This is a genomic window from Bifidobacterium castoris (assembly GCF_003952025.1).
In the GTDB taxonomy this organism is placed as follows: Bacteria; Actinomycetota; Actinomycetes; order Actinomycetales; family Bifidobacteriaceae; genus Bifidobacterium; species Bifidobacterium castoris.
In genome coordinates this window covers 37,068-50,968 of sequence record NZ_QXGI01000010.1, presented here as the reverse complement: position 1 = coordinate 50,968, position 13,901 = coordinate 37,068, and the positions used below count along the sequence as shown (strand labels likewise).

General features: G+C 68.1%; 11 protein-coding genes and 1 tRNA gene. 5 read left to right on the top strand and 7 right to left on the bottom strand.

Annotated elements, in window-relative coordinates; genetic code table 11:
- The first annotated feature begins 67 nt into the window (after window positions 1-67).
- The 3 genes from D2E22_RS09375 (at window position 68) to rpiA (ending at window position 2,170) form a co-directional block, all read left to right on the top strand.
- Window positions 68-157 carry a 30S ribosomal protein bS22 gene (locus tag D2E22_RS09375; RefSeq protein ID WP_004268639.1) on the top strand — a complete coding sequence of 30 codons (90 nt, stop codon included), beginning with the start codon at window positions 68-70 and terminating at the stop codon, window positions 155-157.
- 118 nt (window positions 158-275) lie between these two features.
- Window positions 276-1,391, top strand: a complete 1,116-nt coding sequence (locus D2E22_RS09370; RefSeq protein WP_126032840.1) for a ribonuclease H family protein — start codon at window positions 276-278, stop codon at window positions 1,389-1,391.
- Between the two features lie 77 nt (window positions 1,392-1,468).
- A complete protein-coding gene (gene rpiA / locus D2E22_RS09365) occupies window positions 1,469-2,170 on the top strand; it encodes a ribose-5-phosphate isomerase RpiA (RefSeq protein WP_126032839.1) in 702 nt (233 codons plus the stop codon).
- 120 nt (window positions 2,171-2,290) lie between these two features.
- On the opposite strand, the gene pgm is transcribed toward rpiA, so the two are convergent.
- Complete coding sequence (pgm, locus tag D2E22_RS09360; protein WP_126032838.1) at window positions 2,291-3,967, bottom strand: phosphoglucomutase (alpha-D-glucose-1,6-bisphosphate-dependent); 1,677 nt, start codon at window positions 3,965-3,967, stop codon at window positions 2,291-2,293.
- A 265-nt stretch (window positions 3,968-4,232) separates the two neighbouring features.
- Window positions 4,233-5,375 (bottom strand): diacylglycerol/lipid kinase family protein, encoded by a 1,143-nt coding sequence (locus D2E22_RS09355; protein WP_126032837.1) that lies wholly within the window; start codon window positions 5,373-5,375, stop codon window positions 4,233-4,235.
- Between the two features lie 181 nt (window positions 5,376-5,556).
- On the opposite strand from D2E22_RS09355, the gene serS reads away from it, so the two are divergent.
- Complete coding sequence (gene serS, locus D2E22_RS09350) at window positions 5,557-6,840, top strand: serine--tRNA ligase (RefSeq protein WP_126032836.1); 1,284 nt, start codon at window positions 5,557-5,559, stop codon at window positions 6,838-6,840.
- An 86-nt stretch (window positions 6,841-6,926) separates the two neighbouring features.
- Window positions 6,927-7,011, top strand: a tRNA-Ser gene (locus tag D2E22_RS09345).
- A gap of 92 nt (window positions 7,012-7,103) precedes the next feature.
- On the opposite strand, the gene D2E22_RS09340 is transcribed toward D2E22_RS09345, so the two are convergent.
- The 5 genes from D2E22_RS09340 to D2E22_RS09320 form a co-directional block, all read right to left on the bottom strand.
- The gene (locus D2E22_RS09340) at window positions 7,104-8,720 is read right to left on the bottom strand and encodes an alpha/beta hydrolase family protein (RefSeq protein ID WP_241218381.1); all 1,617 of its coding nucleotides are present in this window, start codon (window positions 8,718-8,720) and stop codon (window positions 7,104-7,106) included.
- A gap of 61 nt (window positions 8,721-8,781) precedes the next feature.
- Window positions 8,782-9,471, bottom strand: a complete 690-nt coding sequence (locus D2E22_RS09335) for a DUF4125 family protein (RefSeq protein ID WP_126032835.1) — start codon at window positions 9,469-9,471, stop codon at window positions 8,782-8,784.
- Window positions 9,472-9,521: 50 nt separating this feature from the next.
- Window positions 9,522-11,645 carry a DUF4037 domain-containing protein gene (locus D2E22_RS09330; protein WP_126032851.1) on the bottom strand — a complete coding sequence of 708 codons (2,124 nt, stop codon included), beginning with the start codon at window positions 11,643-11,645 and terminating at the stop codon, window positions 9,522-9,524.
- Between the two features lie 136 nt (window positions 11,646-11,781).
- The gene (locus D2E22_RS09325) at window positions 11,782-12,474 is read right to left on the bottom strand and encodes a LuxR C-terminal-related transcriptional regulator (RefSeq protein WP_126032834.1); all 693 of its coding nucleotides are present in this window, start codon (window positions 12,472-12,474) and stop codon (window positions 11,782-11,784) included.
- Window positions 12,471-13,874, bottom strand: a complete 1,404-nt coding sequence (locus tag D2E22_RS09320; RefSeq protein WP_241218377.1) for an ATP-binding protein — start codon at window positions 13,872-13,874, stop codon at window positions 12,471-12,473. Before D2E22_RS09320 ends, D2E22_RS09325 begins: the two co-directional genes overlap by 4 nt.
- Window positions 13,875-13,901 lie beyond the last annotated feature (27 nt).

Sequence of the window (13,901 nt, the reverse complement as noted above, 5' to 3'; positions counted from 1 at the left end):
GAAAGTCGGCTGAACGGTGTAACGTTAGGCAAGTTGCAAACTTTCAAGTAAGGAACGGAGGCTGACGATGGGCTCGGTCATCAAGAAGCGCCGCAAGCGGATGAGCAAGAAGAAGCACCGCAAACTGCTGCGTAAGACTCGCCACCAGCGCAAGTAGTCTTATCACGCGATAGAGCGTCAAAACGCGGTCCCGCGGCCATGCACGGTTCTCGTGCGTGCCGCGGGACCGCTTTTTCATATGGCGCCGGGCCGCGCTTGCGCGTACATTGGAAGCCATGACGATCACAGTTTCCACAGACGGCTCCGCGCTCGGCAACCCCAACGGCCCGATGGGCTGGGCGTGGGCGGACCATCCGACGCATGAGACGCGCGGCCATGACCACACCGGCGACTGCGACGCCGGCGGCGCGACGAACGGCACGAACCAGATCGGCGAGCTGTGCGCCGTGCTCGAGGCGCTGCGCACGCACCGCGGCGACGAGGAGCTCGTCATCGAAACCGATTCGCAGTACGCGATCAACTGCTCGACGAAATGGGTGCACGGCTGGAAGAAGAACGGCTGGCGGAACTCGAAGAAGGAGCCGGTGAAGAACGCGGAGCTCATCCGCGCGATCGACGACGAGATCCGGCGCCGTGAGGGACCCGTCCGCTTTGTCTGGGTCAAGGGACACGCCGGCAACGCCGGCAACGAGAAGGTCGACGAGCTCGCGCGCACCTACGCCGGCGACTGCCGTGCATCGGTGCGCGACGGCTACCTGCCGAAGGAGGGATGGCAGTCGCTGCTCGCGTCGTCGTACGCGCGCGGCCTCGACATGCCGCTCGACGCGCGGATGCTGCTCGACGGCGAACTCTCCCAGACCGACTACCGGCGCGCGCGCTGCATCGGCGGCGAAGGGGATCCGGATGGTCCGAAGGCCGTGGATGCCGACGGCATCGTCGACGCCGATGAGAGCGCCGTGCGCAAGGCGGACGTCGATACGTCGCCGGCGGCCGCCCGCGACGCCGACGCCCGGCACGCCGCGCATGACGCCGACGGCGCATGCGATGCGCCTGACGTGCATGACGACGTTGCACCGACCGAGGAATCGACGACGCACGACGCCGACCAGCGCGTCCAGCCCGCGCCGCCCGCACAGTCTGCACCGTCCGCCCGGCCCACGTCGTCGTCCCCGGAAAGCGGGGCGTACACGACGTCGGACGAGCCGCTGCTGCGGCACAGCGGACTGCATGTGCACGGGACGGTCACGTTCACGCCGCCGCCATCGTCGAGCCCCCAATACGACGGCCGCCCGCGCGCGATACGCGGCTACATCGAGGTCGAGGGAACCGTTGACGGCGACGGCACGATCACGCTCGATGGCGCGCCGTTCCTCGTCCACCGTCCGCGATGACGGTGTTCGTTCGATTCCACTACACTTGGAAGGCAGCCGGGACGCGATTCCCGGATGGACGAAACAAAAGGAGCGCCATGGATAAGGCACAGCAGGATGCAATGAAGAAGGAAGCCGGCATCGAGGCGGCGAAGCTCGTCAAGAGCGGCATGATCGTCGGACTCGGCACCGGTTCCACGGTCCGCTTCCTCGTCGACGAACTCGGCCGCCGCAAGCAGGAGGAGGGCCTTGAGTTCACCGGCGTGACGACGTCTCGCCGCACGCAGGAGCAAGCGGAAGGCTACGGCATCAAGATCGTCAACATCGACGAGGTCGACCACATCGACCTGTGCATCGACGGCGCCGACGAGGTGGACAAGGACTTCAACGGCATCAAGGGCGGCGGCGCGGCGCTGCTGTGGGAGAAGATCGTCGCGATCAACTCGGACCGCATCGTCTGGATCGTCGATGCCTCGAAGCTCGTCGACGTCATCGGCCAGTTCCCGCTGCCGGTCGAGGTCATCCCCTTCGGCGCGATGCACGTCATCGAGCGCATGAAGGAGCGCGGCTACAAGCCGACGCTGCGTCTCGACGCCGACGGCAAGCCGGTGCGCACCGATGAGAACAACTACGTCGTCGACCTGCACCTCGAGCGCATCGAAGACCCGGCGGCTCTGCACGAGGACCTCATCAACATGGTCGGCGTCGTCGAGGACGGCCTGTTCCTCGACATGGTCAACGAGGTCATCGTCGGTGACCCGAACGGCCCGCGCACGCTCGTCAACCCGAACAAGGCGTGAGCGCCCCCGTCGCGGCGTCGGTCTGACGCATAGGGAGGCCCCCGCAACCCGGCCGGGTTGCGGGGGCCTCCCTATGCGTCAGCCGATGAGCGCGGGCGTCCGTCGGCGCCCGCGCGGCGCTCACTCGCCGAGCGCCTTGTCGACGACCTGCGTGGCCTCGTCGAGGACGGCGTCGAGCGTCTCGGGGGAGACGAAGGACTCCGCGTACACCTTGTAGATGTTCTCGGTGCCGGAGGGGCGCGCCGCGAACCAGTTGTCCTCGGTGACGACCTTGATGCCGCCGATCGGCGCGTCGTTGCCCGGGGCCTTCGTCAGGATCGCGGTGATGTCCTCGCCGCCGAGCGTCGTGGCCGTGACGTCCTTCGCGTCGAGCTTGGCGAACTTCTGCTTCTGCTCGAGCGTCGTCGGCGTGTCGATGCGGCTGTACCAGCTTTCGCCGAAGCGCTCGACCTGCTCCTGATGGAGCTGCGCCGGGTTCTTGCCGGTCTTGCCGGTGATCTCGGCCGCGAGCAGGTCGGGGATCAGGCCGTCCTTGTCGGTCGTCCAGACGCGGCCGTTGAAGCGCAGGAAGCTCATGCCGGAGCTCTCCTCGCCGCCGAACGCGATCTCGCCGGTGAACAACGGATCGACGAACCACTTGAAGCCGACCGGGACCTCGACGACGCGCGCGTCGATCGACGCGGCGACGCGGTCGATGAGCGACGAGGAGACGAGCGTCTTGCCGACGCCGGTGCCCGCCGGCCAGTCGGGACGGTTGCCGCCGAACAGGTACTCGACGCACACGGCGAGGTAGTGGTTCGGGTTCATGACGCCCCAGTTCGGGCAGACGATGCCGTGGCGGTCGGCATCCGGATCGGTGCCGCCGACGAGGTCGTACTTGTCCCAGGCGCCGGCGTTGAGCTCGTCGACGAGGCCCTTCATCGCGTACTGCGACGACGGGTCCATGCGGATCTTGCCGTCGTGGTCGATCGTCATGAAGCGCCACGTCGGGTCGACGTCGGGGCGGATGACGCCGATGTCGAGGCCGTACTTCTCGTTGATGAGCGGCCAGTAGTTGACCGAGGCGCCGCCGAGCGGGTCGATGCCGAGGCGCACGCCGGAGTTGCGGATGACGTCGAAGTCGATGACGTTCTTGAGGTCGTCGACGTAGTGCTCGCGGAAGTCGAAGCGTTCGACGAGGTCCGACTTGATCGCCTGCTCGAAGGGCACGCGCTTGACGTTCCTGAAGTCGCCGAGCAGCTCGTTCGCGCGGTTTGCGATCGCGTTCGTCACGTCGGACGGCGCCGGGCCGCCGGTGACCGGATCGTACTTGAAGCCGCCGTCGGTCGGCGGGTTGTGCGACGGCGTCACGACGATGCCGTCGGCGAGGTCGGCGCCCTCGAAGCGCTGCGTGCCGTCTGCCGCGCGGTTGTGCGTCAGGATCGCCTGGGAGACGACCGGGGTCGGCGTGAAGTCGTCGCGCGAGTCGATGCGCACGCGCACGTCGTTCGCGACGAGCACCTCGATCGCGGTCTTCCAGGCCGGCAGGCTCAGCGCGTGCGTGTCGCGGCCGATGTAGAGCGGACCGGTGACGCCGGCGGCCTTGCGGTACTCGGCGATCGCCTGCGTGATCGCGACGATGTGCGCCTCGTTGAACGAGGTCTTCAGCGAGGAGCCGCGGTGGCCGGAGGTGCCGAAGATGACGCGCTCCTCGGGGACCGACGGATCGGGGACGACGTCATAGTACTTGCCGATGACCTCGTCGACGTTGATCAGATCTGCTTCAGTGGCGGGCATGCCCGCGTTAGGTGCAACCATACTTCCTTCATTCTGATGGGGACAACAGTTACTGCTCCATGCTGCAGGGCGTGGCCGCCGTGCAGACGCGGTTCCAGTTTAGCTGGTGGCGCAGAGATGACATCGATTGCAAAAGCGGCGTCGTCGACGTCATGCGCGGAAAAGAGGGGCGGGGAGGGATGCGCGGCGCATCGGATGTCCATCGTTCGCAGTCGATGCGCCGCACGCCCCGTCCGTTCCGTCGCGCAAGGGCCGGGGCGTGCGGCGCGAGTCCGGCAGTATGCGCTCAGTCCTTGGCGAGCGGCGCTTTGATTGGCGCGATCTGCGTCGTCGCGCTGATGCCGTCGTCGAGCGGCACCCGCACGAGGAGCGCCTCACGGTCGACGGAGAACAGGATGTGCCGCGTCTCGGGCAGCATGTCGCCGTCGACCTGCGCCGGCACCGGCTTGTCGAGCATGACCTCGGCCTGCACGCCCTGCATCTGGTCGATGTGCGAATGCGTCGACAACGGGCTCTGCGAGGCCTTGCCGGTGATCGTCTGGTGCACGACGTCGCCGAAGAGGTTCGCCCAGCCGATCAGGCCGCCGTTGGTGTCGATCATCTCGAAATCGAGCAGCCCGTCGTTGAACGATGCGTCCGGCATCAGCGAGAACACCGGGATCTGGCCGCAGTTGCCGGCCATGAACGTGCGGAACTCGGTATCCTGCTGCGTGTATGCGTTGCCGTCGGCGCCCTCGATCGTGATTGAAGCATGGTACTTCGGCGCGAACAGATGCTTCGCGCCGGAGATGAAGTAGGCGAGCCAGCTGATGTTCTTCTTGAGCTTGGGGTCGGTGTCGTCGATCATCACGGCGTCGAAGCCGACGCCGGCGATGATCAGGAACGCGTGCGCATGGTCCTCGCCCGGGTCGTCGAGGATCCGCAGGCGGCCGACGTCGACGCGGTGCGAGCCGTGGGAGACCGCGATCGTCAGCGCGGCCTCGACGTCGTCGATCGGGATGCCCATGTTGCGCGCGAACAGATTGCCGGTGCCGATCGGGATGATGCCCATCGCGTGGCCGGTGCCGCCGAGCGCGGAGGCGACCGTGCGCACCGTGCCGTCGCCGCCGACGGCGATGACGACGTCGGCGCCGCGCTCGAGCGCCTCCATCGTGCAGACGCGGCCGTCCTTGTCGAGCTGCGTGTCGATGAACATGATTTCGGTCAGCCCTTTGCGCGCGCAGTACTGCTCGATGCGCGCGCGCGTCGTCGCGGCGGTCGGCTTGGACGGGTTGATGATGAACGCGTAATGGACCTGATCGTCGCGGCGCTGCTCGAGACGCTGCACACGCCGGCGGTGCATCGTGATGCGGATGGCGGCGATGATCGCGATGATGAGCGCAATGAGCGCGATCATCACCGCGAGAATGATCAGTGTCTGTTGGTTCATGGCTCGCCCTCGCTTCTCTTCGCCCGCCCGCCGGCGCCGCACCCATGGCGGCGTCCGCGCCAGCTACCGGTCTCCCATATTAGCAAGCGATGTGCGCGGCGGCGGCGCGGGGATCGTATGCGTCGCGGAAATGGCGGGAAAACAACGGTCAGCTGTCGGCTTCGCGCATTACGCTTAAGCCATGCTCGATATTCAATTCATCCGTGAACACCCTGAAGTCGTCAAGGAATCCCAGCGCAAGCGCGGCGAGTCGGTCGAACTCGTCGACGAGGTCCTCAGAAGCGACGAGGTGCGCCGCACCTCGCTCAAGAAGTACGAGGAGGCGCGCGCCAGGCAGAAGGAGATCGGCAAGCAGGTCGCGAAGGCGGCCGCCGACGAGAAGGCCGCGCTCATCGCGCAGACGAAGGAGCTCTCCGAGCAGGTCTCCGCGTACAAGGCGGACGCGGACACGGCGAACGAACAGTACACCACGGCGATGTGGCAGCTGTCGAACATCGTCGAGCCGGAGGCGCCGGAAGGCGGCGAGGACGACTACGTCGTCGTCAAGAAGGTCGGCCGGATCCGCGACTTCGCGGCGGAGGGCTTCGAGCCGAAGGACCACCTCGCGCTCGGCGAGGGCGTCGCCGGCATCGACATGAAGCGCGGCGTCAAGGTCTCCGGATCGCGCTTCTACTTCCTGCGCGGCGACATCGCGCGCATGCAGATCGCGATGCTGACGATGGCCGTCGACCAGGCGCAGGAGCACGACTTCGTGCTCGCGATCACGCCGACGCTCGTGCGTCCCGAAGTGATGCGCGGCACCGGCTTCCTCAACTCGCACGCCGACGAGATCTACCGTCTGCGCGAACCCGACGAGGACTACCTCGTCGGCACCTCCGAGGTCGCGCTCGCGGGCATGCACGAGGACGAGATCCTCGACCTGAGCCACGGCCCGCTGCGCTACTGCGGCTGGAGCTCGTGCTACCGCCGCGAGGCGGGCGCCGCCGGCAAGGACACCTCCGGCATCATCCGCGTCCACCAGTTCGACAAGGTCGAGATGTTCGTCTATTGCAAGCCCGAGGACTCCTACGAGCAGCACAGGCAGCTGCTCGCGATGGAGGAGGAGATGCTCGGCAAGGTCGAGGTGCCGTACCGCGTCATCGACACGGCCACCGGCGACCTCGGCTCGTCGGCCGCGCGCAAGTTCGACTGCGAGGCGTGGGTGCCGACGCAGGGACGCTACCGCGAGCTCACGTCGACGTCGAACTGCACGCAGTACCAGGCGCGCCGTCTCAACATCCGCGAACGCGTCGAGAACGGCACCGAGCCGGTCGCCACGCTCAACGGCACGCTCGCGACGACGCGCTGGCTCGTCGCGATCATGGAGAACCACCAGCTCAAGGACGGCTCGATCGTCGTGCCGAAGGCGATGCGTCCCTACATGGGCGGCAAGGAGGTCATCGAGCCGACGGCGTGGGAGGCGTGACCGCACGTCCGTGACGTGGCGTATGGACGGCGGACGGCGTCGGGTGTGACGCATGCTATACTGGTCGTCCGTGCGCCATGCGCATTGGATAGGTGTCCGAGCGGTCTAAGGAGACGGTCTTGAAAACCGTTGACGCGCAAGCGTCCGCGAGTTCGAATCTCGCCCTATCCGCCTGATTGCAAAAGGGTTCCGGGAGCTCATCCCGGAACCCTTTTGCGTTTTCCATGCCCCGTGGCGCGGCGCCGGTGGGGCGCCACGGGGCATCATGAGCCGATCATGCCGAAGAAGTCGGCGAGCGTCAGCGCCAGCAGCACGCATGCGGAGAGCATGCCGATGATCCAGCTGTGGCCGCGCGCCATGCGGTACTCCTTGCGCGGGCCGTCACGGTCGACGCCCCGCGGGTCGAGCTCGCCGGGGCCGTAGAAGAAGTAGAGGCGGACCCACAACCAGCACAGCATCATGATCGCGATGAACGATCCGATGCGCAGCGCGATCCATCCGGCTTCGAGCGCCGCCGCATGGTCCTCGAGCCTGAGCGCGGCGCGCGCGACGAAGACGAAGTAGGCGAGGAAGCCGCAGGTGAGCGCCGGCGTGAGGACGATGTTGCCGATGATGAGCGCCTTCGACTGCACCGTGTACCGGTGCACGAGCGTGCGCCCCTTGCGTCCCGGCGATTCGGCGTCGCAGTGCCGTCTGCGCGCGAACGCGACGCAGCAGCCGATGACGACGATGAGCCACAGCAGGACGACGAGCGCGTCGACGATGAGCACCTCGAGCAGCGAATGGACGCATCCCGGCTTGACGTTGGCCGGGACCGCGAACTCCTGGAACGGCTGCGCGCCGGCGATCGGCGGCGTCGTCCAGTCGGCCGCCGTCGCGCCGGCGGCGACCGCGTTCACCCAGTCCTCGAGGTTGTGCGTGTAGTGCTGTTCGAGCTGCAGTCCGGGTACGGACAGCGACGAGCCGGTGCGCATCTGGTGGTTCGTCGGATAGTAACGCACCGTCACGTTCTCGTTGCCGACGTCATGGGCGTCGTGGATGAGCTTCTGCGCGCCCTGCTCGCAGGGCATCGACGGGTCGCGCGTGCCGTAGTTGACGAGCAACGGCATCGTCAGGTTGTGCCGGTAGGCGGCCGCGTCGAAGTCGGCGTAGGCGAGGCCGAAGGGGGAGAAATCGAGGCTGATGAGCTTGGGGATGATGTTGATGACGCCGCTCGGAGCGCCGACGATGTTGAGATACTGCGTCGCCGCCATCGCCATCTGCTGGCGCGGCGAGAACACCGGCGCCGAGGTCAGGATCGCGAACGCGATGTCCTTGTCCCTGTCCGCCATCAGCGTCGCGATCCAGGTCCCCTCGGATTCCGCGTAGATGCCGGCCTTCGTACGGTCCACGCCCGGCCAGTCGCGCAGCGCGTCGAGGCCGGCGAGGTAATCCTCGGCGTTCGACATGTAGTCGCGCGACAGCGACGTGTAGTTGTCGAGGCGTTTGTCCTGCACGAGCGTCGTGATGCCGGCCGACGCCATTGCGCTCGCGATGTCCGCGTAGACCTCCGAGGCGTTGCCGGTGCCGGCGCCGTGCACGAAGGAGCAGGCGGGGCGTCCCTGCGGCGCGCCGATCGGCTCGCGCACGATCGCGTCGACGGTCTGCCCGCCGCTGATCGCGAGCCGGATCTTCGACTCCTTGACCTTGTAGGTGCCTTCCTGGGGCGTCGTGATGTCGCGTGCGGCGATCGCGGTGTCGCCCGTCGAGACGGTCAGATGCGCGCTGAGCGGTTCGATGCGCCAGGACGGCATCATCAACGCCCCTACGCCGAGGAACAACGCGAGTGTGAGCGCCGATACGACGAGCGTCCATGCGAATTGCTTCCAGAAATGCTGCACGGTACCTCACTGTATCGCCAGCCTTGCCGATTCTTCGGCGCAAAGCTCAAAGCCGCGCCGGTCACGGCCGCGCAGCGGGGGCGTCCTGTCCGCGGTCGCATGACGGCTCGGCCTGCGCGCGTTCGGCGTCGTCGAGGGAACCGGCGCCCGCCAAGCGCATCGTCCACGCCACCGTCTGCTGGGCGATGTTGCCGCCGTGCTCCTGCGTACGTGCGACGAACTCCTCGTACAACGCCAACGTGCGCGGCGAGTAGGTGCCCAGTTCGCCGCGCAGATAGGTCTCGTACGACGTGTGCTCGGGGGTGTCCTGATCGCTCGTCAGCACGCGCATGTTCGCGCCGATGTGCGGGAAGCGCGCCGTGAAGTCGCGCGCCCAGTCGAGCTGACGCGCCACGATCCGCTCCTGACGCGCGACGCGCGCGTCGTCCAACGCGGGGATGTGCGGGGCGATGTCGCGTCGGTAGCGTTCCGGATCGGTCGACGCCATCATGCGGGCGTACTTCTCCTCGACGAGGTTGCGGCCCTGGCGCGCGGCGTCGGTCAGGTCCTGCAGGTACGAGCCGATGAGCGCGGTCGGCCACGGCATGAACTGGCTCGTGCGCATCAACGCGAACATCGGCCAGTTGCCCTGGCAGGCGGCGCGGCCGCCCTCGTTCGTCGTGCGCTGGAACATGTCCCATTCGCGCCGTACGACCTGTTCGACGAGCGAGGCCCGTTCGTCGTCCTGCGTCGCATCGTGCTTTTGCGTCATCGTGGCTCCGTTCCCGATAGGGTTGTGGTCGTCGGTGCATGGCCGTGCCGTCACAGGCTGTGCAGGCAAGGTGAGGGGTCGTGGATGTGCGCCTCCACATACGGGCGCTGCCATTCGAGGAAGTCGGCGTCCGAGTCGGTCAGTCCCTGCCGCCGCAGTTCGTCGGCGATCTGCGCGCAGACCGTTTCGATGATGCGTTGGACCTCGTCGATATGCGGCGCGGCGCCGGCGCCGCCTTCGCCGAAGCCCGCGCCGGCGAAGCAGGCGGCCGACGAGCGGCGCAGCAGCGTCTCCAGCTCGTCGCATACGCCGGTCAGCCGCATGCCGGCGCGGCGGCTCAACGCGCGCAGCCCGGCGAACCGCCATTTGTAGTACGGCGCATAGCCGACCGTCACCGGGCCGTTGAGCAGGAACACAAGCGAGGAGACGGCCATCGTGAACTCGTCGATGCTCAGCCATGCGGCCGCGCCGTCGCCTCGAGAGAGCATGCGCGGCACGTTGTACTGGCCGGCCTGCGCGATCATGCCCAGGCGCCGTGAGATCCATGCGAGCCGCACATCGTCCGGCATCATCCGGAACGATTGGCGGGCCTTCGAGAAGGCGCCGAGCGGGTCGGCGAAGACGCGGCCGTTCGTAGCGTTCGCCAATGTGGCCTCGTCGAGCGTCATCCACAGATGCGGCTCGTCGGCGCCCGGCGCGCCCGGGTATCCGGTGAGCGACGTGAAGAAGCCGCTGATCGGGAACACGCCGTCGCGTCGGCCCCCGCCGGCCGCCCTCGGCGTCGTGACGGAGCGCGTGACGCCGCCGAACCCGCGCGGCAGCCCCTCGTAGTCGTGCTGCAGCCGCTCGCCGATGCGCGCATAGTCGTCGTCGGTGAGCCACAGGCAGAACCGCGCGCCGAAGTCGTGGTCCTCGGAGAGCGCGTCGTCGAAGCCGAAGCATTCCGAGCCCGGACCGACCAGACCGGCCGCGATGCGGCCCGTATACTCCGGATAGCGTTCCTCGAGCATCGGCTTGCCGCAGGCGAGCCAGAAGTCGCGGGCGAGCTGAAGGCCGCTGCGGCGCGGCGAAGCGCACACGGCGGCGGACGGCCCGGACGTCTGGCGCGCATCGGAGTCCGGGGTCGGGCTTGTGGCCGCGGCGTCGCCGTCCCGTGGTTCCTTCTCCTGCGCGCCGCCGGCCGCGCGCAATGCCTCGCGCGCCTCGTTGAGATTGGCTTCGGTGATGCGGTAGTAGTCGGTGTGTTCGCCGTAGCATGCGCGGATGATCGCGAGCGCACGTTCGTAACGGTCGACGGCGTCCTCGAAGTCGCCGCGTGCGAACGCCGTCTGCGCCGCCGCCGCGAGCGCCGACGCGTAGTGCGCGCTGCCCTCGGCCCTGGCGGCGCGGTAGATCGCCAACGATCGCGCGGACAGCGTCGCGGCTTCGTCGCACGCCGCTGCACCCGTTTCCTCATCGGTTACGGCGTCGCTGTTGCCGTCATGCGCGGAAGCTTGCGTGAGCAGCGCGAGCGCGAGGTTCGCGCAGGTGGAGGCGACGTCCACGTCGGTGTCCGGATCGGGGCTGCCGTGTTCGAGGATCGCGAGCGCCTCGCGCAGTTCGGCGACGGACTCGGCGCCCCGTCCCGTCTCGCCGTAGAGCATCGACAGGTTGTTGTGCAGCGCCGCGAGCCGCCGGTCGTCGGCGCCGTAGACGCGTTTCGCGCAGTCGAGTGCCTGATGGTAGAGATCCTCGGCCTGTTCGTGGTTGCCGGCGGCCCGTTGCGACGTGGCCGCGTTGATGAGCGTCGTCGCCCACGCCTCGGTGCCTTCGAGCCCGAGGCGCAGCGCGAGTTCGATCGCCCGCTGGATGATCCACTGGTTGTCCTTGTGGCGCGACTGCGAACGGTAGAAGCCCATCGTCTCGTTGAGCACGGTGAGCAGGCCGCCCAGATCGCCGGTGTTCTCGGCCTCCTCCATCGCGTCGAGCAGATACGGCTCGGCCTTCGTGGCCGCCTCGTGCCGGTCGAGGATGGCGTCGAGGCCGTGCAGGAACGCGTCGACGTCGAATCCGGCGTCGTCGCCGTCGTTCGGTGCCGCGCCTTCCGTTGCGGCGTCTGCCGCCGCCGTGGGCGGCGCGACGCCTTCGCTGAACCGCGTCAGCTTCGCCAGCAGGTCGTCCTCGTCGTGCGTCATCGCCTCCGCCTTTCGTCCGGGCGCCGCCTGATGCGCCGCCGTCTCGCTGAGCACCATCGTAGGGCATCGGCGCCGGCACACGCCGCCGTCGCGATCGCCGTGTGCAAACGGATGTTCGAACCGCGCGCCGTGTGGATCAGACGATGTGGCGGTCGGCGGCCCACAGCGTCAGCTCGTTGCGGTTCGACAGCTGCAGTTTGCGCAGCACCGAGCTGACATGCGTCTCGACGGTCTTCACCGAGATGAACAGCTCGGCGGCGACCTCCTTGTACGTGTAGCCGCGCGCGATGAGGCGCATGACCTCCTGCTCGCGCGTCGAGAGCCGGTCGAGTTCGCTGTCGTGCACCTGACGGGCCGCGTCGTCCGCAGCCGGCGGCGCGCCCTGGAAGGCCGAGAGCACGAAGCCGGCGAGCTTGGGGGAGAAGACCGCGTAGCCGTCGGCGACCTGTTCGATCGAATGGATCAGCTCGTTGCCGGTGATCGTCTTCGTCACATAGCCGCGCGCGCCGGCGCGGATGACGGCGCCGACGTCCTGCGCCGAATCGGAGACCGACAGCGCAAGGAATGCCGAATCGGGCGACAATGGCAGCGACTTCGCCAGTATCTCGGCGCCGCCTCCGCCCTCGCCTCCCGGCACATGCACGTCGAGCAGCACGACGTCCGGCTTCGTGTCCGCGATCATCATCACCGACGACTCGACATCCGCCGCCTGGCCGACGACGTCGAAGGTCGGCGCGAGCGTCGCGATGACGCCCGCCCTGAACATCTCGTGGTCGTCGACGACGGCGATGCGCACCGGCTTGCGCCGCGTCCCGTCCTGTTCGCTCATGGCCTCTCCTTTGCGTCGTCCGGCGCCGTGCGCGCGCCGTCCTGCGACGCGATCGGCATGTGCATGCGCACCTCGGTGCCCCATCCGGGCCTCGAGACGATCTCCACGCTGCCGCCGCGCCGTCTGATGCGTCCGATGATCGACTCGCGGATGCCGAGCCGCTCGGGCGGCACGTCCTCCATCCTAAAGCCGTCGCCGTGGTCGCGCACGAACACCTCGACGAGCGTGTCCGACGCCTCGCAGTACACGGAGACGGGCTCGCCGCCGTGCGTGACCGCGTTGACCATCGCCTGCGCGGCGGCGTCGAGCAGCGCGTCCGTCTGCGCGCTCGGCCTCGCGTCGCCGACGGTGACGACGTCGATCGGCCTGCCGTGGCTGTCCTCGATCTGCGCGGCGATCTGCGTGAGCCCGGCCTTGACCGACCGGTCCGAGGTGGTGCGCTCCTGATAGAGCCAGCCGCGCAGTTCGCGCTCCTGCGAGCGCGCGAGCGTGAACACCGTCTGCGGCTCGTTCGCATGCAGCTGGATCAGCGCGAGCGTCTGCAGGACGCCGTCATGCAGATGCGCCGTCATGTCGGCGCGCTCCTCCTCGCGTTCCTTGAGCGCGCGTTCGTTCGTGAAACCGCGCATCAATGCCATGATCCACGGCGTGAGCGCGCCGATGACGGCGAACACGAGCAGCAGGCCGCTGACGAGGCTGCGTGTGAGCGTGACCTCCTGATGTACGAACAGCGGCTGCACGAGGAAGACGACGTAGGCGACGAATTCGAGCGCGACACCGATCGCCGTCGTCGTGATCTGGCCGCGCGGCGCGTTGTAGCGCATCCACGCCACGCCGAGGCCGATGACGGCGAGCGCGGCGGGCAGGAATGCGCCGGCGCGCGAAGCCGCCATGTTGATGACGATCGTGCATGCGATGAGCAGCACGCCGAGCGACGCGAACAACGCCGGCTTCGACGCCTCGTCGAAGAGCTGCCTGAGGCTTTCGCCGCTGATCGCCGGCGTCCCCGGGCCAAGCCCGGTGTAGTCGGCCGCCCCGGCGCGCGCGGCCGCGGCGCCGGGGTCCGCGTTGCCTTTCGCGAGCGGCGCGTCGGCGACATGCGCCGCCGCGGCAAGACGGCGCGCCTCGGCTTCGGGGTCGCCCGCCGCAATGAGCAGCCACAGCGCCACATAGGCGCCGAGCCCCACGCCGTACAGCGCGCATAACGCGACGAAGGCGAGCCGCACCCACAGCACACGCACGCCCAGATGCATGCCGACGCCGCGCGCCACGCCGGCGATCCAGCGCCCCCTGCGCGGACGCATCAGCGGAAGGCGCGCCGGCAGCAACGGCCTCGCGGCGGCTTCGGCCATGTCCGCCGGGGGAGCCGGCCTGACCCATGTCGGGGAAACGTTCTGCATGCCTACCATTGTGCCGCCGTTCAGGGA